Genomic DNA, 19,162 nt, shown 5'->3' with positions numbered 1-19,162 from the left:
CCCCTAAGGGACCAATCAGGGCAAACGTACCACAGGGGTCAAGGCCGTTCAATAATCCAATTCCCCTGAAGAATGCTATTCGGCGCAAAGTACCCAGGGTGACGCAATGCCACTTCCGGTGATACCTGTCGGAGGGGTGTTGACACGCCGCCACACCGGTGGGAACGTCATTTATACGCCTGTACTGCGTGGTTGCTACCGCAGAGGCCTTGATCGAGGGCGGGCAGAGCGAGGATCAAGGGCAGGCATTACGGGGGCGTTCACCTGGAGGGCCGGGGGCCCCGTCGGTTCCGGGCACCGTGGCCCATGTCCCGTGTCATGAATTGAATCCGTAATTCGCACGAGGGGCCACCATGCCTTTGCATTCGAAGACCCGGGGGTGGGGCCGTCCGTCGAGAGCGACGGTGGCCATCGCCCTGGGCCTCAGCATCGGGCTGGCTGCGCCGACCACCGCGTCGGCGAAGCCACCCCCGGACCACACGAGCCCGACCTCGCTGCTCCACGAGAGGCTCAGCGGTGACATCTCCGCCACCTTCGGCGACGCGCAGAAGAAGGCCGAACAGGACCGTCAGCAGGACCCGCACAAGAAGCTGAAGTCCGTTCTGGACACGGCCGGCGGCGTCCTGCAGGCGTTGCCCTCAGCACTGGCACAGCCGACGGTCGCTGACGCGGTGTCAGCCGCGACCGACCCGACCACGCTGGTGCTCTACGACACCACGGGCCCGTACGGGTATCTGGGCGAGCTCTACGCGATGGTCACCGCCAACCTCGCCGGCCACTTCGGCCAGGTCACCACCATGCCGGTCTCCTCCTACCAGGCCGGGCAGGTCAACAACTACACCGCCACGATCTACTTCGGCTCCACCTACTACGGAGGAGCGATCCCCGACGGCATCCCCGCCGCCTTCTACAGCGACGTGACCACCACGTCGCACCCGGTCGTCTGGCTGTACGACAACATCTGGAACCTGGCCAACAACGTCGGCCCGGCCCAGTTCTCGTCCACCTACGGCTGGGACCCGACGACCTCCTACTTCAACTTCAACTCGATCACCTCGGTCTCCTACAAGGGCCAGTCGACCACCCGTAACGCGCTCAACGGCGGCGGCGTCCTGGGTGACAACATCACGGACCCCTCCAAGGTGACCGTGCTCGCCCAGGCGACCGACAGCACCGGGGCTTCCGTGCCCTGGGCGATCCGCTCGGGCAACCTCACCTACATCGGCGACATCCCGTTCTCCTACGTGAGCGAGACCGACCGGGTGATGATCTTCGCCGACCTGCTCTTCGACGCGCTCGCCCCGACGACCCCCACACGGCACCGGGCGATGGTCAGGCTGGAGGACATCAGCCCCACCGACGACCCGCTCCAGCTGATCCAGACCGGCCAGTACCTGAAGTCCCAGAACATCCCGTTCAGCTTCGGCGTCATCCCGGTCTACACCGACCCCAACGGCACCTACAACAACGGCCGGCCGGAGACCGTCAAGCTCTCGCAGCGGCCCCTCTTGGTCACCGCGATCAGGTCGCTGATCTCCAACGGCGGCACGATGGTGATGCACGGCTACACGCACCAGTACAGCAACATCGCCAACCCCTACGACGGCGTCAGCGGTGACGACTTCGAGTTCTACCGGGCCCAGTGCTCCACCACCCGGACCCCGCCGTACCACTTCGAGGTCCCCTGCCAGAACACCGACTGGGTGATCCACCAGGGGCCGGTCCCGGAGGACTCCGCCGCGTGGGCGCAGAGCCGCGTCACCGCCAGCAGCAACGAGTTCAAGGCTGCCGGCCTCACCCCGCCGACGATCTTCGAGTTCCCGCACTACGCGGGCTCGGCGACCGACTACAAGACCTTCGAACCGCTCTTCAAGGCCCGCTACGAGCGCTCGCTGTACTTCGGCGGACAGCTCAACGGCGGCCCGATCGACTACGGCCTCCTGATCGGACAGTTCTTCCCGTACCTCGTCCACGACGTGTACGGCGAGACCGTGCTGCCGGAGAACCTCGGCAACTACGAGCCGACGGCCTCCAACAACAACCCGCCGCGCTCGCCCGCGGACATGATCAACTCGGCCAAGCTGAACCTCACCGTCAGGGACGGCTTCGCGAGCTTCTTCTACCACCCGTACTACGGGCTGAACGCACTGAAGCAGACCGTCACCGGGATCAAGGCGCTCGGCTACACCTTCGTCTCCCCCGCCTCCGTGCTCGGCCCCTGACCGGGCATCATGCCCGGCGTCGGCCGCTCGCCCGGCCGACGCCGGACTCCCCAACCGAAGAGGTACTGCGAAGAGGTACTGATCGTCATGTGCGGAATCGTGGGATACACCGGGCGCGAGGCCGCCCTCGACGTCGTGATCGAGGGGCTGGAACGGCTGGAGTACCGGGGGTACGACTCGGCCGGCGTGACCGTGCTGGCCGACGGCCGGCTGGCCACCGAGAAACGGGCCGGCAAGCTCGCCGTCCTGAGGAAGAGACTCGCCGAGGATCCGCTGCCGGCGGCGACCATGGGCATCGGCCACACCCGCTGGGCCACCCACGGCGGTCCGACCGACGCCAATGCCCACCCCCACCTGGACGACGCCCAGCGGGTGGCGGTCGTCCACAACGGCATCATCGAGAACTTCGCCCAGCTGCGCGCGGAGATCGCCGAGCGCGGCCACACCCTGCGCTCGGAGACCGACACCGAGGTCGTCGCCCACCTGCTGGGCGAGGCGTACGAGGGTGACCTGGCCGAGGCCATGCGGGCCGTCTGCCGACGGCTGGACGGCGCGTTCACCCTGGTCGCCGTCCACGCGGACGCTCCGGACGTGGTGGTCGGCGCGCGGCGGAACTCGCCGCTGGTGGTCGGGCGCGGCGAGGGCGAGAACTTCCTCGCCTCGGACGTGGCCGCCTTCATCGCGTACACCCGCGAGGCGATCGAGCTGGGCCAGGACCAGGTCGTGGAGCTGCGGCGCGACGGCGTGACGGTGACCAACTTCGACGGCAGCCCGGCCGAGGTGCGCGAGTACCACGTCGACTGGGACGCCTCCGCCGCCGAGAAGGGCGGCTACGACTACTTCATGCTCAAGGAGATCGCCGAGCAGCCCAAGGCCGTCGCCGACACCCTGCTGGGCCGGATCGGCACCGACGGACGGCTGACCCTGGACGAGCTGCGCATGCCGGCCTCGGTGCTGCGCGAGGTCGACAAGGTCGTGATCGTGGCGTGCGGGACGGCGTTCCACGCCGGCTTGATCGCCAAGTACGTGATCGAGCACTGGACCCGGGTGCCCTGCGAGGTCGAGGTCGCCTCGGAGTTCCGCTACCGCGACCCGATCATGAACGACCGCACGCTGGTCATCGCCATCTCGCAGTCCGGCGAGACCATGGACACCCTGATGGCAGTGCGGCACGCGCGCGAGCAGGGCGCCAAGGTGCTGGCGATCTGCAACACCAACGGTTCCACCATCCCGCGCGAGTCGGACGCCGTGCTCTACACGCACGCCGGCCCCGAGGTCGCGGTGGCGTCGACGAAGGCGTTCCTGACGCAGCTGGTGGCCTGCTACCTGGTCGCGCTGTACCTCGGCCAAGCCCGTGGCGGCAGGCGGGACAACGAGATCCTCACCGTCATCGCGCAGATCGGCGACGCGCCGAAGCAGGTCGAGCAGGTCCTCGGGACCATGGAACCGGTCCGCGCGCTCGCCCGCTCCCTCGCCGACACCCACGCGGTGCTGTTCCTGGGCCGGCACGTGGGCTTCCCGGTCGCCCTGGAGGGTGCGCTGAAGCTCAAGGAGCTGGCGTACATGCACGCCGAGGGCTTCGCGGCGGGCGAGCTCAAGCACGGGCCGATCGCGCTGATCGACGACGGGCTGCCGGTGGTCGTCGTGGTTCCCTCGCCGCGCGGGCGGTCGATCCTGCACGACAAGATCGTCTCCAACATCCAGGAGATCCGGGCCCGTGGCGCGCGGACCATCGTGATCGCAGAGGAGGGCGACGAGGCCGTCGTCCCGTACGCCGACCACCTGGTCCGCATCCCGGCCACCCCGACGCTGCTTCAGCCGCTGGTGTCGACCGTCCCGCTGCAGGTGTTCGCCTGCGAGCTGGCCACGGCCAAGGGCCACGAGGTCGACCAGCCCCGCAACCTCGCCAAGTCCGTCACGGTCGAGTGACCGGCGTGGGAGCTCGGATCGCCGGCGAACGCGAACGAGCATGGTGCCAGGTACTCCTGGCGTGTGGAAGGCAGCGCAATGGCTTCTCGAGCGCGCACCTCGCGGCTCCTGCCGGCGGCCTGCCTGTGCTGTCTGCTGGCGGCCTGTGCGCTGCCGGGTTCGGCCGCCCATGTGCCGTCCGCTGTGCCGTCCGCGACGAGCCCGACGAACCCTTCGGCCCGGCCCGTCCTGCGTCCGCTGCCGGATGTGCTCAACGGTGTCACGCTTGACGATGTGTCAGCTCTCCCCCAGCTCGTCGCATCACTGGAAGCGCTGCCTCAGCGGCCGACCGAGCGCATCGTCTTCGATCAGGGAGAGCCCCCCTCCGCCTACACGGCGGCCGTGGCGGCACTGCAGCCGATCAGCTATCTGATGGCCGAGCCGGTGGACTCCTCCCAGGTCGCCGGCGCCTCCCTGGCGGACTACCACGCCAGGACGGCCGCCCTGCTGGCGGCATTCGGCACCCGGATCGACCTCTGGGAGGTCGGGAACGAGATCAACGGGGAGTGGCTGGGTTCCGCCGCCGACGTCACGGCCAAGGTGGCGGACTCCTACCGTCAGGTGGCCGCGGCGGGAGGGCGGACGGCGATCACGCTGTACTACAACCCGAACTGCTCCGAGGACACGGCTCATCAGATGCTGCCGTGGACCAGGGAGAACGTGCCGCAGGACCTGAAGAACGGCCTCGACTACGTCCTCGTCTCCTACTACGAGGACAACTGCCACCACTACCGCCCGCCGCTGTCCGAGTGGAACCAGGTCTTCACCGAGCTGGCCCAGCTCTTCCCGCACGCCCGGGTGGGCTTCGGGGAGAACGGCACCTCCGAGCGAACCGCTCCGCTCGACCAGAAGGCGGAGCAGCTCACCCACTACTACACCCTGCCGGTCACCGCGCCCCGCTACATGGGTGGCCACTTCTGGTGGTACTACGCCGAGGACATGCTCCCGTACCCACCGGCCAACGCCCTGTGGACGGCTCTCTCACGCGCCCTGACTCCGCTGTCCTGACTCCGCCACTCCCGCGATCCGGAGGAGATCATGATCACGCAGGCGATCGGCCCGCACGCCATGCCGTCTCTGTCCGACGGCTCGCTGGCGGCAATTCGGGCCACCATCACCGCCTTTGCTCCCCGCCGGCTTCCCGAGCTGGAGCGTGAGCGGGACCAGGCGTTCTCACAGGCCCTGGAGACCGACAGCCTCGGCCCGGTACACCTGTTCCTCCGGCGCTGGCGCGAGGTCGCCGCCGACGAGCGCGACCTGGCCATCGCCACGCGTTTCCTGCGCGAGGACCGCGAGGACCGCGACTCCGAGGAGCGCCACGAGGTCTCCATCGAGATCGCGGCGATCCTCCTCACCGCGGCCGCAGAGGCCCACCGCGGCTGATCACCAGCCATCCTGACGGACCGTCAGCTGCCCCACTCCTGGGAGTTCCGGTCGTCCGGGTCACCCCACTCGTCGAGGTACCGGTCGATCTCGTCGGGCGTACAGACCCGGCAGGTGGGCGGGCCCTCCATGGACACCCCACCGGGCCACGACTGCAGCGGGAGCTGCTCCCGGATGAGCGGCAGCCGGCAACGCGGGCACCTGCCCCATGGTGCGGCCGGGTCCAACGGCGTGCTCATGCTCCCAGCGTAAGGGCCTTCCGCGGACTCGGTTCCGCCCCCGAAAGCGGCCGGTAGGGTCCCCCCACCGGCCGCTTTGGCGGTCAGGCGCCTAGCGGCTTGCCCAGGCAGACGCTCTGCGGAGAGTCCTTGTAGAAACCGAACTTGGTGATCGGCTCGTACCCCTCGGAGGCGTAGAGGGCCAGCGCCTCCGGCTGCTCGGTGCCCGTCTCCAGCACGAAGCGGGTACGGCCTGCCTCGGCCGCCGTCCGCTCCAGGTGGCGGAGGATCTCGCGGGCCAGACCCCGGCCGCGGGCCGAGGGCACCACGTACATCCGCTTGAGCTCCGCGTCGCCGTCCAGCAGCCCGTCGTCGTTGCGCTCCTTGGCCCGCCACCCTCCGCAGGCCACCGGCTCGCCGTCGAGGTACCCGACCACGAACAGGCCGGCCGGCGGGTCGAAGTGGTCCGGGTGCATCGCGGTCACGTCCATGTCGCCGTAGCGCTGGACGTACTCCTGCTGGACCTCGGCCGACAGCTTCTCGGCGTCCGGGTGTCCGTACCCGGTCGTGCGTATCTCCATGGTCAGCAAGCGTACGGTGCCCTGGTCAGCGCCCTTCGAACCGGGCCACCAGGTCGTCCTTGCCGAACATCCGGGCGGTGTCGACGGCCGAGGGCGTACCGGCCTGCGGGTCGGCACCGCCGCCGAGCAGCGCGGTGATCACCTTCTCCTCGCCCTTGAACACCGCGCCCGCGAGCGGCGTCTGGCCGCGGTCGTTGGGCTGGTCCGGGTCGGCACCGTGCTCCAGCAGGGCCTGCACGGTGTCCGCGTGGCCGTGGTACGCGGCCAGCATCACCAGGGTGTCGCCGCGGTCGTTGGAGAGGTTCGCGGGGGCGCCGGCATCCAGGTAGGCCGCGAGCAGCGCCGTCTCGCCCGTGCGGGCGGCGTCGAAGAGCTTGCCGGCGAGCGCGATCACATCGGCGTCGGGGGTCTGCGGGGCGGAGTCGGCCATGACGGGCCCTCTCGAATCGGGAGCGTTGACGTACCGCACCGTAGCGGACGACACGACGCCTCGCGGGTAACGCATCCGTTCGAGCGAACTTTGCCGCCGCAGCGAACGCACATTCGGCGTGGCGGGGGACCAGAGAGTGCGGAAATTCAGCGGCCCACCAGGTCCGCACGTATACGGCCGATGGGCATCCGCGACAGAGAACCACCCATTCGCCACACTCCATCATCTATTACTTTTTGTCACGATAAGGACACTTTCAGTAACGCTTGGCCCCGTCCTCCCCCATGTCCCACCTCACCGAGGAGTAGACGCGTGATCCTCTCCATCTCAGGAATCGTCCTGTTCGGCACCATTGCCTTCCTCTTCTTCCGGCGCGACGGCCTCAAGATCTCGCATGCGATCGTCTGTGCCCTTCTCGGCTTCTACATCGCGGGATCCTCGATCGCCCCCAGCATCCAGGCAGGCGGCGCGAGTCTGGCCAGCCTGGTCGGCGGCATCAAGTTCTGAGCCACCCAGCCGGTCACGGGCCCGGGTGCGGATCCCACCGCCCCCGGGCCCTCTGCCACCACCGAACGGCCCGCCGTCCCACCCGCGTCCCGCCCGCCGTCCCACCCGCCCGGGGAGTCCAGGAATGTCCCTCAACCGCCACCTCAGCCGGAGTCGCGACCTCGCCCGTACCGCCGGCGACCACGCCGCCGACATGTTCGCCCCGCTCACCCTCATCGGGCGCGGGCTGCGCCACCACGCCGAGTGGGCCAAGGGCCGCTGGGCGGCCACCCCGAGGGAGCGCCGCGGGCCGACGCTCTTCCTGGCGGCGGCCGCGGTGCTCGGCATCGTCCTGCTGCCGCACGGCCTGCTCTTCTCCCTGGTCGCCCTGATGGCCAGCGCCGCCTGGGTCGGACGCAGACCGAAGGGGGCCACCGCCCCCGAGCCGGATGCCCGGGACCTCAAGCTGGCCGCCCTGTACGCCGCGCTGACGCCCTACCTGGCAGGGCCCGACGACCTCGCCCCGCTCTACAGCTTCGACGGTCAGTACAAGTCGGCGTTCGGCTCCTGGGAGTTCGACGGCGAGGGCCGGCTCGTCGCGCTGGAGCTCGCCTACCCCGCGTACTTCACCGACACCGAGCCGACCGCGCGGGCCCGGATCGAGCAGGTCGTCCAGGGCAAGGCGGGCCGGGCCAGGGAGTACCGGTTCGACTGGGACGAGGAGTCCAACAAGCTGAGGGTCAGCGCGCTCGCCCCGCTGGCCACCGACATCGCGGCGCAGCCGTTCGTGACCGCGCCGGGCGAGATCGTGCTCGGCTTCACCGACGCGGTGGGCAGCCAACGGACCATCCCGGTCAACCAGGGCGGCGTCGCCGCCCAGCAGCCACCGGTCGTGTGGCGGACGGGCGCACGCTCCGCCGAGCCGCACCTGCTGGCGCTCGGCACGGCGGGGTACGGGACGTCCAGCCTGCTCCGGTCGATCGCACTCCAGGCGCTGCCGTACGGCGACCTGGTGGTGATCGACGGCGCGGGCACCGGGGAGCACGCCTGCCTGGTCAACCGTCCCGGCGTGCACACCGTGGAGACCAGCCTGCACGGCGCCCAGGCCGCCCTGGAGTGGGCCGCCCTGGAGACCGAGCGCCGGCTGACCGCGCTCAACACGGCCCGCCACAGCGGAGTGGCCGCCCCCGAGGACGTCACCCGCCCGCTCTGGCTGCTGCTCGACCACCCCACCGAGCTCAGCGAGCTGGCCAACGCCGAGGGCCGCCCGGACCCTCAGGACCTGCTGGAGACGCCGTTGCGGCACGGCCGGGCGGCGCGGGTGACGGTGGTGATCGCCGACGACATCGAGGCCCGGGAGCGGATCTCCCCCACCGTCCGCGCCACCACCCGCGCCCGGGTGGTGCTCGGCCCGAGCACCCCCGAGGTGGCGCAGGCCGCGCTCGGCGTACCGCTGGACATCGCCCCGGCCGCGCAGACCCCCGCCGGACGCGGCTACGCCCGGATCGGCGCCACCCTTCCGGTGCGCCTGCAGGTCCCGGCCACCGTCGACCCGCTGGACGACGAGGCACCGGCCCAGCTGCGGGACGCCGTGATCGCGCTGCTGCCGCACCGGGACACCCGGACCGAGGCCGCCGCGCAGACAGTCCAGCTGAAAAAGGAGAGCTCGGGAGTCCAGCCGCGCCCGGTGTGGTGACATCCGGCGACCTCAGCCCGATAGGGTGCTCTCTGGTATCCGAAATGCTCGCTGTGTGCACAATGTGTGACACACAGGGTGATATCTACGCTCAGATGTGACAAATCGGGCGGCGATGGGTACAAACAGGGGCGGCACGACAGGCGACGCATGTCCCGGGACGGGAATCTTCGTCGACGGCCGAGCGTTGACCGAACGACGATGACAGCGACCACTAGTCCTGTGGGCCATAAGCCCGGGAGGCACGATTCATGAGCGAGCGAGCTCTCCGCGGCACGCGACTCGGGGCCACTAGCTACGAGACCGACCGTGGAATCGATCTGGCTCCCCGCCAGACCGTCGAGTACGCATGTCAGAACGGACACCGTTTCGAGGTTCCTTTCTCCGTTGAGGCGGAGATCCCCTCGGCCTGGGAATGCCGTTTCTGCGGCCAGGAGGCAGTCCTGCTCGACGGCGATGAGCCGGAGGAGAAGAAGACCAAGCCGACGCGTACCCATTGGGACATGCTGATGGAGCGTCGGACACGCGAGGAGCTGGAGGAGGTGCTGGCCGAGCGGCTGGCCGTGCTCCGCTCCGGCGGGATGAACCTCGCGGTCCACCCGCGCGACACGCGCAAGAGCGCCTGACCCAGGCCGCTACTGCGGCGGGATCGAACGAAGGGGCCCCGGGCAACAGCCCGGGGCCCCTCGTCATCCCCTCAACCCGTCAGGCGCTCAGCCCGCGAGCGGCGGGCGGTACTCGGTGTCGGAGGGGCCCGAGGAGGGCCCGGCGCCCGGCTCGACCACCTCGCCCTGGATCACCTTGCCGTCGGGGCGGTGGATGCGCAGCTGCTCCTGGAGGCGTGCCGCGTCCGCGAAGGGGTCGGCCCCGACCGGCGTGGTCGACCGCAGCGCCGCCTTGGTGAGCCGGCGGCCCACCGCTCGCCAGAGCGCCCTGGTGGGCGGCAGCAGCAGGGTCAGCGCCAGGGCGTCCGAGAGGAAGCCCGGCAGGATCAGCAGCACTCCGGCGAGCACCGTCATGCTGGTGCCGGTCTGCGGCTGCTCCGACTGCGGCTGCTTGCTCTGCTCGATGGCGGCCGACAGCGCCTTCAGCCCGGCCCGCTTGATCAGCCAGCCGCCGAGGAAGGCCCCGCCCACCAGCAGCATCAGCACCGCGAACCAGCCGAGCTGGGACGCGACCACGGTCAGCAGCCAGATCTCCAGCACCAGCCAGGCGGTGATCACAAGGGGCAGCACCCGCCGCAGACGGCTGCGAGGGGCCGGACGGGCCGGGGTAGCTTGCTGGGTCACGGTACGAATCCACTCCATCGCGGTGCGCTCTGTGCACCGGTCGGCTCGGTCCGGCCCGGCTACTGCACCACTGGGGTCAACGACTCGGCCTCGACCGGTGTTCCACCGGACCGGCGCCGCCGGATGCCGCCCACCACGACCGCGCCGCAGGCCAGCAGGCCCGCGACGGCCAGCGCCCACTCGGGTGCGGCGCCCACCTTGTCGGCGACGGTCCTGGCGTCGCGCAGCGGCACCACGGCGCTCAGCTCGGCCGGGGTGAGCTCCTGGGTGCGGGAGACCACCGAACCGTCCGGGGCGATGATCGCGCTGATCCCGCTGGTCGCGGCGATCAGGACGGCCCGGCCGTGCTCGACGGCCCGTAGCCGGGACATCGCCAGCTGCTGGTCGGGCTGGCCGCTCTTCGCGTAGGTGGCGTTGTTGGTCTGGACGACCAGGACGCGGCCGCCCTGGTTGACGGTGTCGCGGACGATCTCGTCGTAGGCGACCTCGAAGCAGATCACGTCGCCGATCCGGGCCGGGCCGAGCTGCATCACGCCGTTGTGGGTGCCCGGGTAGAAGTCGCGGGCGACGCGCTGCAGGCGGGTGATGACCTTGGAGAGCTGGTCGCGGAAGGGGACGTACTCGCCGAAGGGCACCGGGTGCTGCTTGGTGTACGAGGCGCCGGGGCCGGTCGTCGGGTCCCAGACGATGCCCTCGTTCTGGACGTGCTGGTTGTCAGGGCCGTCGACCAGGGTGCCGACCAGGGTCGGGACGCCGACCGCCCGGACGGCCTGGTCGATGCGCTGGTGCGCCTCGGGGACGCTGAACGGGTCCAGGTCGGAGGAGTTCTCCGGCCAGATCACCACGTCCGGGCGCTCGGCCCGGCCGGCCGCGATGTCGGCGGCGAGGCGTTCGGTGGCGGAGGCGTGGTTGTTGAGGACCATCATCGGGCGGCCGAGGAAGTCCATACCGGGGTTGGGGACGTTGCCCTGGATCACCGCGACCTTGACGGTGTCGGCGGCCGCCGTGGGCACCGGGACGACGTACCCGGCGAGCAGGGCCGTGACGGCTCCGGCGCCGGCCAGGGCGGCGGCCCTGGGGGCCCGGCGCGGGCCGCGCAGGCGCGGGGCGGCCCAGGCGAGCAGAGCGGCGGCGAGGGCGACGGCGAAGGTGACCAGCGGGGCGCCGCCGAGGGCGGCGAGCGGGGTGAAGGGGCTGGCGGTGTTGGCGAAGGCGAGGCGGCCCCAGGGGAAGCCGCCGAGCGGGAGCCGGTCACGGGCCCACTCCTGGGTCACCCAGAGGCAGGCCGCCCAGAGCGGCCAGGCGCGCAGCCTGGAGGTGGCGGCGAGGCCCGCGCCGAGGGCGGCGATGAACAGGGCCTCGACGACCGAGAGCCCGATCGTCGCGTCCAGGCCGATCACCCGCAGCCAGGAGAGCAGCCAGAGGAAGAACGGCAGGCCGAACGCGAAGCCCGTCCAGGCACCCTGACGGGCCGTCCGGCCCCGGGTCAGCAGGGAGAGTCCGGCCACGGCCAGGATGGAGAGCGGCCAGAGGTCGTACGGGGGGAAGGCGGCGGCGAGCAGCAGTCCGCAGAGGACGGCCAGGCCGGTCCGGGGCAGGCCGCCACGGATTCGGGCGAGCCGTCCTGGGCGGGCCTCGGGGCGCTCCACCGCCGGTTCCGCCACGGGCCGCTCCTGCTCCACAGGCAGTGCCACCTGCGCACCACCTCTCTGGCTGTGCTTGCTGATCGTTCGAATGAAGGTACCTCGGATCACCGGAAGCACGAAGCGCGGCCCGGGACTGAGAGGCTCTGCCAGTAGGTAGGCAGCGCAGCCAGTTGCACTATGTCAGGGGCGCGGGGAACTGCGCGAAACCGGAAGGGCAGAGGTAGTTGCCTTCCGATCTCGCGCAGTTCCCCGCGCCCCCTGGGGTGCCCCTTCCCGGAGCGCTACGCCTGGTGGACCGTGCGGCCGCGCACCACGGTGCGGAGGCAGGTGGGGAGGGGGAGGCCCGGGGTCAGGTCGGGGAGGCCGGGGGTGCCGGAGCGGGGGTCGGTGGACCAGCCGGCGACGCGGGAGTCGGGGGCCTGGACGACGAGGTCGCCGACGGCCCAGACCGCGTAGCTGGCGACCGCGCCCGGGACGAGCACGCCGTCCTGGTCCCGGCCGAGGGCCCGCCAGCCGCCGCGGGTGTGCGCGGTGAAGGCGGCCCGGACGGAGATCCGGTGGTCGAGCGTCTGGTGGAAGGCGGCGGCCCGGACGGTGCCCCACGGGTCCAGGGCGGTGACCGGGGCGTCCGAGCCGAAGGCGAGCGGTACACCGGCCCGCAGCAGGGCGGCGAAGGGGTTGAGAGCGGCGGCCCGCTCGGCGCCGAGGCGCTGGACGTACATGCCGTCGGGCCCGCCCCAGGCGGCGTCGAAGGCGGGCTGGACGGAGGCGGTCAGGCCGAGCTCCGCGAAGGCGGCGATGGCCTTGTCGTCCAGGGCCTCGGCGTGCTCGACGCGGTGGCGCAGCGCCTTGACCCTGGCCGGCCCGACCCGGTCGGCGGCGGCCCGTACGCCGTCGAGCACGGCGGCCAGCGCGGCGTCGCCGATGGCGTGGAAGCCCGCCTGCAGTCCGGCCTCGGTGCAGGCGGCGACATGGTCGGCGACCTGCTGGGCCGTCAGGTAGGCGGTGCCGGTGTGCGGGGCGTCGTCGTAGGGGGCGTGCAGGCAGGCGGTGTGCGAGCCGAGCGCGCCGTCCACGAAGAGGTCGCCGCCGGCGCCGAAAGCGCCCAGGCGGCGCGCGGTCTCGACACCACCGAGCTCGCCCCAGTAGCCGAAGACCTCGGGGCCCTTGTTCTCGGCGGCGAGGGCGAGCAGGGCCGCGAGGTCCTCCTCGGAGGAGATCTCGGGCCCGGCGCACTCGTGCAGGGCGCCGATGCCGAGTTCGGCGGCGCGGTCGAGGGTGGCCTGCTGGGCGGCGCGGCGCTGGGCCGGCGTCAGGTGGGCGAGCGCGGCGCGGCGGACGGCGTGGTGGGCGTCGCGGGTGAGGGGGGCGTCCGGGTGGAAGCCGGGGAGGCCCTCGAGGCCCTCGGCGAGCTCGCGCAGGGCGGTGGAGGCGAGCGCGGAGTGCACGTCGGTACGGGAGAGGTAGAGCGGCGCACCGCCTGCCGCCCGGTCGAGCTCCTCGAGGGTCGGCGGGCGGCCCTCGGGCCACTTGGTCTCGTCCCAGCCGTGGCCGATCAGCACGCCACCGTTGTGCCCGGCGTACCCGGCGATCCGGGCCAGCGCCTCGGGGAGCGAGGGGCAGCCGGTGAGGTCGAGCCCGGTCAGGGCGAGGCCGGCGGAGGTGGCGTGCACATGGGCGTCGACGAAGGCGGGGGTGACCAGCGCACCGGCCAGCTCCACCACCTCGTCGGCGACATCGGCGTACGCCTCGGCGGCGCCGTCGCTGCCGACCCAGGCGACGTGTTCGCCCTCGACCAGCATCGCGGTGGCGAACGGGTCGGCGGGGCTGTAGACGGTGCCGCCGCGCAGCAGCACGGTCCGGTTGGTGCGTTCGGTCATGGGCCTAAGCTACTTGGCCGGTCAGAGCTTCGGGGGCCGGGCCTCGTACGGGGTACTGAGGACGACGGTGGTACGGGTGGAGACGCCGGCGGCGCTGCGGATCCTGGCCAGCAGGTCCTCCAGGTCGCCGGGGGCTCCGACGCGCACCTTGAGGATGTAGTTCTCCTCGCCGGCGACGCTGTGGCAGGCCTCGATCTCCGGGAGCGGGGCCAGCCGTTCCGGGGTGTCGTCGGGCGCGCTGGGGTCGAAGGGCTTGACCGAGATGAAGGCGGTCAGCGCCAGATCGACGGCGTCCGGGTCGATGATCGCCGTGTAGCCGCGGATCACCCCACGCTGTTCGAGGCGGCGCACGCGCTGGTGCACCGCCGAGGTGGACAGGCCGGTGGCCTTGCCCAGGTCCGTGTAGCTCATCCGGCCGTCCTCAAGGAGCAGCTGAACGATGCGCTGGTCGAGATCCTCCACAAGGCGCAAACCTACTGCCCCGGAGGGCGGATTGCCGACCCGGCGTGTCGGGGGCGTGCGGACAGTAGTGCGGGTGGCATGTGCCGGGCGAATGTGGCGAAGGACACAGGCGAATGCATCACGGTGCGCCGGACCGCAGGGTTATGACACCGCGTCGGCGGGAAGTGCTGGTTGTGGCCAGGGCCGACGTTGGCCCGGTCCGATCCGAGGGGGATCACATGCCTGCTACCGACCAGCCCTCCCGCAGCGTGGAGGACCACGAACGCCTCGACGCCGAGGACTTCCCCGGAGTCGACCCGGGCGAGATGGACACCTGGGAGATCTTCCGGGTGCACTGCCCCGAGTGCGACCGCCCGATCGCCCTGGTGGGCGACGAGGAGCGGCTCCCACAGCACGCCGTACTGCCGACCGCCTGGCACCCCTTCTCCCCGGCGCTCTGCCCCGGCTCCGGGGTACCCACCGACGACCTCGCCGAGTGCGACTCCCCCGCCCACTCCGCCACGCCCGGCCTGGACGCGCTGCTGGCGCTGCCCGCCGAGCTGGACTGGCGTACCCAGCCCTTCTCGCACGTCGGCGGGCCCGGTGCGGCGCCTGTCACGAGGCACCACCGGGTACCGGCGCAGCGCGCCCGGAGCCTGGCACGGCACTGACGCCGCACCAGGCCGCGGCCGTCACTTCCCGGTCAGGTGCCGCCCGATCACGAGGCGCTGGATCTGGTTGGTGCCCTCCACGATCTGCAGCACCTTGGCCTCCCGCATGTACCGCTCGGCGGGGTAGTCCTGGGTGTACCCGTACCCGCCGAGCACCTGCACCGCGTCCGTGGTGACCCGCATCGCGGTGTCGGTGCAGAACAGCTTCGCCATCGCCGCTTCCTTGGAGAAGGCCAGCCCGCTGTCCCGGCGGCGGGCTGCGGCCAGGTAGAGCGAGCGGCCGGCCTCGATCTGGGTGGCCATGTCGGCCAGCATGAAGGACAGCCCCTGGAAGTCGGCGATCGGCCGCCCGAACTGCTGCCGGGTGCGCGCGTAGTCGACCGCCAGGTCGAGCGCCGCCTGGGCGACGCCTATCGCGCAGGCCGCGATGCCGAGCCGGCCGGAGTCCAGCGCGGACAGCGCGATCTGGAAGCCCTGGCCCTCCTCGCCGATCAGGCGCTCCCGGGAGACCCGGACGCCGTCGAAGTGCATCTGGGCGGTGGGCGAGCTGCGCATGCCCATCTTGTGCTCCGGCGGCGCCGCCGAGAGGCCCTCGCTGCCGGCCGGCACGAGCAGGCAGCTGATGCCGCGCGCGCCGTCCTCGCCGGTGCGCACCATCGTGCTGTAGAAGTCGGCGTGGCCACCGTGGGTGATCCATGCCTTCGTGCCGTTCACCACGTACTCATCGCCGTCGAGGTCGGCCCGGGTGCGCAGCGCGGCGGCGTCGGAGCCGGACTGCGGCTCGGAGAGGCAGTAGGCGCCGAGCTGGTCGCCGCCGAGCATGCCGGGCAGCCAGCGGTCGCGCTGCTCGTCGGTGCCGAAGGTGGCGAGCGCGTGGCAGGAGAGGGTGTGCACGCTGACGCCGAGGCCGACCGCGAGCCAGCCGGCCGCGAGCTCCTCCAGTACCTGCAGGTAGACCTCGTACGGCTGGTCGCCACCGCCGTGCTGCTCGCCGTACGGGAGCGACAGCAGACCGGCCTCGCCCAGGGTGCGGAAGACCTCGCGGGGGAAGCGGTCGGCCGCTTCGTCCTCGGCGGCGCGCGGGTGCAGCTCGCGCTGGACCAGGTCGCGGGTGAGGCTCAGCAGCTCCCGGGCCTCGTCGCTGGGCAGCTGGCGGTCGACGGGCTTGGCGGATGCGGGGCTCATGAGAGTACGTGGCCTCCTCGATCGGGCGCCGGGCCCCGGGGTGAGTGGGCACGGCACGGCAGGTGCGCCCGACCGTCACCGGGTTACGGTGAACGATCGTTCACAGGTGTGGCGATGCGAGTATGCCCGATAGCAGGCGGTCCGTCACGGCCTGTCCCCGATCACCGCCCGTAGAGTGGTCCCATGCGCGATCCGGACGGCCACGTCGACGCCCTGGCGGCAAGGATCGCCGGCCTGACTCCCTCCTGCGGGCCGGTGCGGCTGGTGGCCGTGGACGGGCATGCGGGATCGGGGAAGACCACCTTCGCGGGCCGGCTCGCGGCGGCGCTGGGCGGTGCGCCGGTGGTGCACCTGGACGACCTCGCCACCCATACCGAGCCCTTCGGCTGGGTCGGGCGGCTGCGCGAGCAGGTACTGGAGCCGCTGGAGCGCGGCGAGGACGCCGAACACCGGGTGTACGACTGGGTGCTGCGCCGCTTCGAGGAGACCCGGCCGGTCCCGGCCGCGCCCGTGGTGCTGGTCGAGGGGGTCGGGGCGGGCCGCCGCGAACTGCGGCCGTGGCTGGCCCAGCTGGTCTGGATGGAGCTGGACGCGCACGCGGCCCGAGCTCGGGGCGAACTGCGCGACGGGCCGGAACTGGCCGAATTCTGGGCGGGTTGGGCCCGGGCGGAGCAGGCGCACTTCGCCGCCGACCCCAGTCGTCCGTACGCGGACCTCCGGGTGGACGGCGTCACCGGGCGGATCCTGCGGAGCACCCTCGGTGAGCCCGTCGCAGGCCCTTGACCAGCGGCGTCGCCAGGAACTAGGTTCTCCACATCGCGAGATTTTGTTGATCTCGCAACATTAGACGCGGCATCCCCGGCTTGTTCCCCCGTGAGCCGGGGATGCCGTCCTGCTTCCCGGCAGGCTCCCCACCGTTCCGGTTGGACCCCAACAACCCAGTGGGCACTTAGATTTGGCCCCGCGCGGCACCCTTCCGGATCAGCCCGGCGCCGGTACGATTCGAGGCAGGCGCGGATGCGTCCCGGGGGCGTCGCCCATGGCGGGTGTGACGTGGCCACCCCTCGGCCGACCGAGCCTCGGTGCACACAGCGGGGGGCGTGAGTGACGGTGGAGAGTTCCAGTACAAGAGGACCGAACAGACTGGCCGACCGCGCCTGGCTGCGCGCGATGGACGCCTATGCCGCAGGCGCGTACGCCCGCGCCGAGGAGGAGTTCCGAGCAGCCGTCCGGCTGGACCCGGGGATGGCCGACGCCTGGCTCGGCCTGCACGCGCTGCGCTGCGACACCTCGGGCGCACTCCTGGCCATGCACCGCAACCAGGAACGCTTCGGCGAACAGCGCGAGCGGCACCGACGGCCCCTCAGCTCCTGGTACTGGCTCGGCTGGTGGGTGCAGCCGGTCCTGGAGGACGCCCGCGACCTGGCCCTGGCACACGCCTCGCACTGGCTGGACGGCCGGCACCTGGCCGAGCTCGACCGCGCGCTCACCGAGTGCCCGCCGGTCGACCGGGACCCTTCGGTCCGCTTCCTGCACGCCTGCCGCTCCTACCTGCTGAAGGACTGGGAGCAGCTGATCCGGGACACCGACCCGCTGCTGGACGACCCGCTGCTGGGCATCGAGGCCGGGCTGTTCGGCGGCATGGCGCGGGTGCGCCTGGACATGTGCGCACAGGCCCAGAGCCCGCTGGCCGCCTCGCTGGCCCGCTGCCGGTCCGAGCAGCCCCAGCGCAAGGAGCTGCGCTACTGGCTGGCCCGTGCGTACGAGGGCGCCGGGCGCAGCGCCGCCGCCCTGCCGCTGTACCGGGCCGTCAACCGGGCCGATCCGGCCTTCATGGACGCCGCGGCGCGGCTGGCGGCGATCTCCGCCGAGGACGGCGTGATGGACGGGCTGCTGGGCGGCGGCGAGCTGGAGGGCCCCGGCGGACTGCTGCTGCCGGAGGCGGAGTTCGAGCCCGGCTACGAGCCGGAGTACACGGATTTCGTGGAGTACGGGCCCGAGGAGGGGCGTACCGAGGCCGCCGAGGAGCCGGAGCCCAGGGCCGCCCCCGAGCGCTCAGGCGCCGCGGCCGGCGAACCGGCTCCGGGCCCGGCGCCGCGCGCCGTGGAGACCGAGGCCGTCGCCGCGGCGGCCGTGCCCTCCCGAGCCGGCCGGCTGCGCGGCCAGGAGGGGCTGGACGCCGCCCTCGGGGCGCTGGAGCAGATGGTCGGCCTGGACCCGGTGAAGCGCCAGGTCCGGGCGCTGTCCGCGCAGTTGCGGATGTCGCGGCTGCGCGCCGACCAGGGTCTGCCGGTGCAGCCGCCGAAGCGGCACTTCGTCTTCTCCGGCCCGTCCGGCACCGGCAAGACCACCGTCGCCCGGATCCTCGGCCAGGTGTTCCACGCCCTCGGCCTGCTCTCCGGGGACCACCTGGTGGAGGCCCAGCGCGCCGACCTGGTCGGCGAGTTCCTCGGCCAGACGGCCGTGAAGGCGAACGAGCTGATCGACTCCGCGCTCGACGGGGTGCTCTTCATCGACGAGGCGTACAGCCTCTCCAACTCCGGTTACAGCAAGGGCGACGCGTACGGCGACGAGGCCCTGCAGGTGCTGCTCAAGCGGGCCGAGGACAACCGGGACCGGCTGGTGGTGATCCTGGCCGGCTACCCCGAGGGCATGAACCGGCTGCTCGCCACCAACCCCGGCCTCAACTCCCGCTTCACCACGCGCGTGGACTTCCCCAGTTACCGCCCCGAGGAGCTCACCGCCATCGGCCGCACGCTGGCGGCCGGGGGCGGCGACGGCTGGGACGAGGACGCGGCCGACGAGCTCGCCAGCATCTGCGCCCACGTGGTCCGCGAGGGCTGGATCGACGAGCTCGGCAACGGCCGCTTCATCCGGACCCTGTACGAGAAGTCCTGCGCCTACCGGGACCTGCGGCTCTCCGCCCTGCGCGAGCTGCCCACCCGCGAGGACCTGGCCACCCTCCGGCTGCCCGACCTCGTCCAGGCGTACGGGGAGCTGATCGACGGCCGTTCCTGAGCTTGTGCACCCGATCAGCCATGGACGCTCCAGGGGCGCGGGGAACTG

At 71.7% G+C, this 19,162-nt stretch carries 18 protein-coding genes; 10 read left to right on the top strand and 8 right to left on the bottom strand.

The features are described 5' to 3' along the window. Nucleotides 1-353: 353 nt before the first annotated feature. From FB465_RS31165 to FB465_RS31150, 4 genes are all read left to right on the top strand, one after another. Nucleotides 354-2,222 carry a DUF2334 domain-containing protein gene (locus FB465_RS31165; protein ID WP_145795938.1) on the top strand — a complete coding sequence of 623 codons (1,869 nt, stop codon included), beginning with the start codon at nucleotides 354-356 and terminating at the stop codon, nucleotides 2,220-2,222. 87 nt (nucleotides 2,223-2,309) lie between these two features. After that, the gene (gene glmS / locus FB465_RS31160; protein WP_145795937.1) at nucleotides 2,310-4,151 is read left to right on the top strand and encodes a glutamine--fructose-6-phosphate transaminase (isomerizing); all 1,842 of its coding nucleotides are present in this window, start codon (nucleotides 2,310-2,312) and stop codon (nucleotides 4,149-4,151) included. A 273-nt stretch (nucleotides 4,152-4,424) separates the two neighbouring features. After that, nucleotides 4,425-5,198 carry a hypothetical protein gene (locus FB465_RS31155; RefSeq protein ID WP_145795935.1) on the top strand — a complete coding sequence of 258 codons (774 nt, stop codon included), beginning with the start codon at nucleotides 4,425-4,427 and terminating at the stop codon, nucleotides 5,196-5,198. Between the two features lie 30 nt (nucleotides 5,199-5,228). Further along, complete coding sequence (locus FB465_RS31150; RefSeq protein WP_145795933.1) at nucleotides 5,229-5,573, top strand: DUF6247 family protein; 345 nt, start codon at nucleotides 5,229-5,231, stop codon at nucleotides 5,571-5,573. Between the two features lie 23 nt (nucleotides 5,574-5,596). Here FB465_RS31150 and FB465_RS31145 read toward each other — a convergent pair whose 3' ends face one another. The 3 genes from FB465_RS31145 to FB465_RS31135 all read right to left on the bottom strand — a co-directional run bounded on the left by FB465_RS31145 (nucleotide 5,597) and on the right by FB465_RS31135 (nucleotide 6,802). Then, nucleotides 5,597-5,812, bottom strand: coding sequence for a hypothetical protein (locus FB465_RS31145; RefSeq protein WP_145795931.1), 216 nt, complete (start codon nucleotides 5,810-5,812; stop codon nucleotides 5,597-5,599). 83 nt (nucleotides 5,813-5,895) lie between these two features. Next, nucleotides 5,896-6,372, bottom strand: coding sequence for a GNAT family N-acetyltransferase (locus FB465_RS31140; RefSeq protein WP_145795929.1), 477 nt, complete (start codon nucleotides 6,370-6,372; stop codon nucleotides 5,896-5,898). A 25-nt stretch (nucleotides 6,373-6,397) separates the two neighbouring features. Next, nucleotides 6,398-6,802, bottom strand: coding sequence for an ankyrin repeat domain-containing protein (locus FB465_RS31135; RefSeq protein ID WP_145795928.1), 405 nt, complete (start codon nucleotides 6,800-6,802; stop codon nucleotides 6,398-6,400). Between the two features lie 312 nt (nucleotides 6,803-7,114). Here FB465_RS31135 and FB465_RS31130 point away from each other — a divergent pair, with 312 nt between their 5' ends. The 3 genes from FB465_RS31130 to FB465_RS31120 all read left to right on the top strand — a co-directional run bounded on the left by FB465_RS31130 (nucleotide 7,115) and on the right by FB465_RS31120 (nucleotide 9,610). After that, on the top strand, nucleotides 7,115-7,309 hold the full coding sequence (locus FB465_RS31130; RefSeq protein ID WP_145795926.1) for a hypothetical protein: 195 nt from the start codon (nucleotides 7,115-7,117) through the stop codon (nucleotides 7,307-7,309). A gap of 124 nt (nucleotides 7,310-7,433) precedes the next feature. Further along, nucleotides 7,434-8,984 carry a hypothetical protein gene (locus tag FB465_RS31125; RefSeq protein WP_145795925.1) on the top strand — a complete coding sequence of 517 codons (1,551 nt, stop codon included), beginning with the start codon at nucleotides 7,434-7,436 and terminating at the stop codon, nucleotides 8,982-8,984. A 251-nt stretch (nucleotides 8,985-9,235) separates the two neighbouring features. Beyond that, nucleotides 9,236-9,610: an RNA polymerase-binding protein RbpA gene (locus tag FB465_RS31120; protein ID WP_030396357.1), complete on the top strand. Its 375-nt coding sequence runs from the start codon at nucleotides 9,236-9,238 to the stop codon at nucleotides 9,608-9,610. Nucleotides 9,611-9,697: 87 nt separating this feature from the next. On the opposite strand, the gene fxsA is transcribed toward FB465_RS31120, so the two are convergent. From fxsA to FB465_RS31100, 4 genes are all read right to left on the bottom strand, one after another. Then, complete coding sequence (fxsA, locus tag FB465_RS31115) at nucleotides 9,698-10,273, bottom strand: FxsA family membrane protein (RefSeq protein WP_246192959.1); 576 nt, start codon at nucleotides 10,271-10,273, stop codon at nucleotides 9,698-9,700. Between the two features lie 59 nt (nucleotides 10,274-10,332). Then, entirely contained in the window at nucleotides 10,333-11,967 is a 1,635-nt protein-coding gene (gene lnt, locus FB465_RS31110; protein ID WP_211785892.1) for an apolipoprotein N-acyltransferase, read from the bottom strand. A 233-nt stretch (nucleotides 11,968-12,200) separates the two neighbouring features. Beyond that, complete coding sequence (locus tag FB465_RS31105) at nucleotides 12,201-13,799, bottom strand: amidohydrolase (RefSeq protein ID WP_145795921.1); 1,599 nt, start codon at nucleotides 13,797-13,799, stop codon at nucleotides 12,201-12,203. Nucleotides 13,800-13,820: 21 nt separating this feature from the next. After that, nucleotides 13,821-14,261: an Lrp/AsnC family transcriptional regulator gene (locus tag FB465_RS31100; RefSeq protein ID WP_211785891.1), complete on the bottom strand. Its 441-nt coding sequence runs from the start codon at nucleotides 14,259-14,261 to the stop codon at nucleotides 13,821-13,823. A gap of 218 nt (nucleotides 14,262-14,479) precedes the next feature. On the opposite strand from FB465_RS31100, the gene FB465_RS31095 reads away from it, so the two are divergent. Beyond that, nucleotides 14,480-14,911, top strand: a complete 432-nt coding sequence (locus tag FB465_RS31095) for a hypothetical protein (RefSeq protein ID WP_246192957.1) — start codon at nucleotides 14,480-14,482, stop codon at nucleotides 14,909-14,911. A gap of 21 nt (nucleotides 14,912-14,932) precedes the next feature. Here the strand turns inward: FB465_RS31095 and FB465_RS31090 are convergent, their stop codons facing one another. Then, nucleotides 14,933-16,096: an acyl-CoA dehydrogenase family protein gene (locus FB465_RS31090; protein ID WP_145795917.1), complete on the bottom strand. Its 1,164-nt coding sequence runs from the start codon at nucleotides 16,094-16,096 to the stop codon at nucleotides 14,933-14,935. 183 nt (nucleotides 16,097-16,279) lie between these two features. Here FB465_RS31090 and FB465_RS31085 point away from each other — a divergent pair, with 183 nt between their 5' ends. Together FB465_RS31085 and FB465_RS31080 are read left to right on the top strand one after the other, a co-directional pair. Further along, nucleotides 16,280-16,879: a uridine kinase family protein gene (locus FB465_RS31085; protein ID WP_145795915.1), complete on the top strand. Its 600-nt coding sequence runs from the start codon at nucleotides 16,280-16,282 to the stop codon at nucleotides 16,877-16,879. A 387-nt stretch (nucleotides 16,880-17,266) separates the two neighbouring features. Next, nucleotides 17,267-19,114: an AAA family ATPase gene (locus FB465_RS31080; protein WP_145795914.1), complete on the top strand. Its 1,848-nt coding sequence runs from the start codon at nucleotides 17,267-17,269 to the stop codon at nucleotides 19,112-19,114. Nucleotides 19,115-19,162 lie beyond the last annotated feature (48 nt).

It is taken from the genome of Kitasatospora atroaurantiaca (genome assembly GCF_007828955.1).
Lineage (GTDB): Bacteria > Actinomycetota > Actinomycetes > Streptomycetales > Streptomycetaceae > Kitasatospora > Kitasatospora atroaurantiaca.
Note: the sequence above shows the minus strand (reverse complement) of the source record. Positions and strands in the feature narration are given on the sequence as shown.

Bases quoted from the DNA above. Each gene is read 5' to 3' on its own strand.
- FB465_RS31165 (WP_145795938.1), top strand. From the start codon at position 354: ATGCCTTTGCATTCGAAGACCCGGGGGTGGGGCCGTCCGTCGAGAGCG.
- glmS (WP_145795937.1), top strand. From the start codon at position 2,310: ATGTGCGGAATCGTGGGATACACCGGGCGCGAGGCCGCCCTCGACGTC.
- FB465_RS31150 (WP_145795933.1), top strand. From the start codon at position 5,229: ATGATCACGCAGGCGATCGGCCCGCACGCCATGCCGTCTCTGTCCGAC.
- FB465_RS31145 (WP_145795931.1), bottom strand. From the start codon at position 5,812: ATGAGCACGCCGTTGGACCCGGCCGCACCATGGGGCAGGTGCCCGCGT.
- FB465_RS31140 (WP_145795929.1), bottom strand. From the start codon at position 6,372: ATGGAGATACGCACGACCGGGTACGGACACCCGGACGCCGAGAAGCTG.
- FB465_RS31135 (WP_145795928.1), bottom strand. From the start codon at position 6,802: ATGGCCGACTCCGCCCCGCAGACCCCCGACGCCGATGTGATCGCGCTC.
- FB465_RS31125 (WP_145795925.1), top strand. From the start codon at position 7,434: ATGTCCCTCAACCGCCACCTCAGCCGGAGTCGCGACCTCGCCCGTACC.
- FB465_RS31120 (WP_030396357.1), top strand. From the start codon at position 9,236: ATGAGCGAGCGAGCTCTCCGCGGCACGCGACTCGGGGCCACTAGCTAC.
- FB465_RS31105 (WP_145795921.1), bottom strand. From the start codon at position 13,799: ATGACCGAACGCACCAACCGGACCGTGCTGCTGCGCGGCGGCACCGTC.
- FB465_RS31095 (WP_246192957.1), top strand. From the start codon at position 14,480: ATGCCTGCTACCGACCAGCCCTCCCGCAGCGTGGAGGACCACGAACGC.
- FB465_RS31090 (WP_145795917.1), bottom strand. From the start codon at position 16,096: ATGAGCCCCGCATCCGCCAAGCCCGTCGACCGCCAGCTGCCCAGCGAC.
- FB465_RS31085 (WP_145795915.1), top strand. From the start codon at position 16,280: ATGCGCGATCCGGACGGCCACGTCGACGCCCTGGCGGCAAGGATCGCC.
- FB465_RS31080 (WP_145795914.1), top strand. From the start codon at position 17,267: ATGGACGCCTATGCCGCAGGCGCGTACGCCCGCGCCGAGGAGGAGTTC.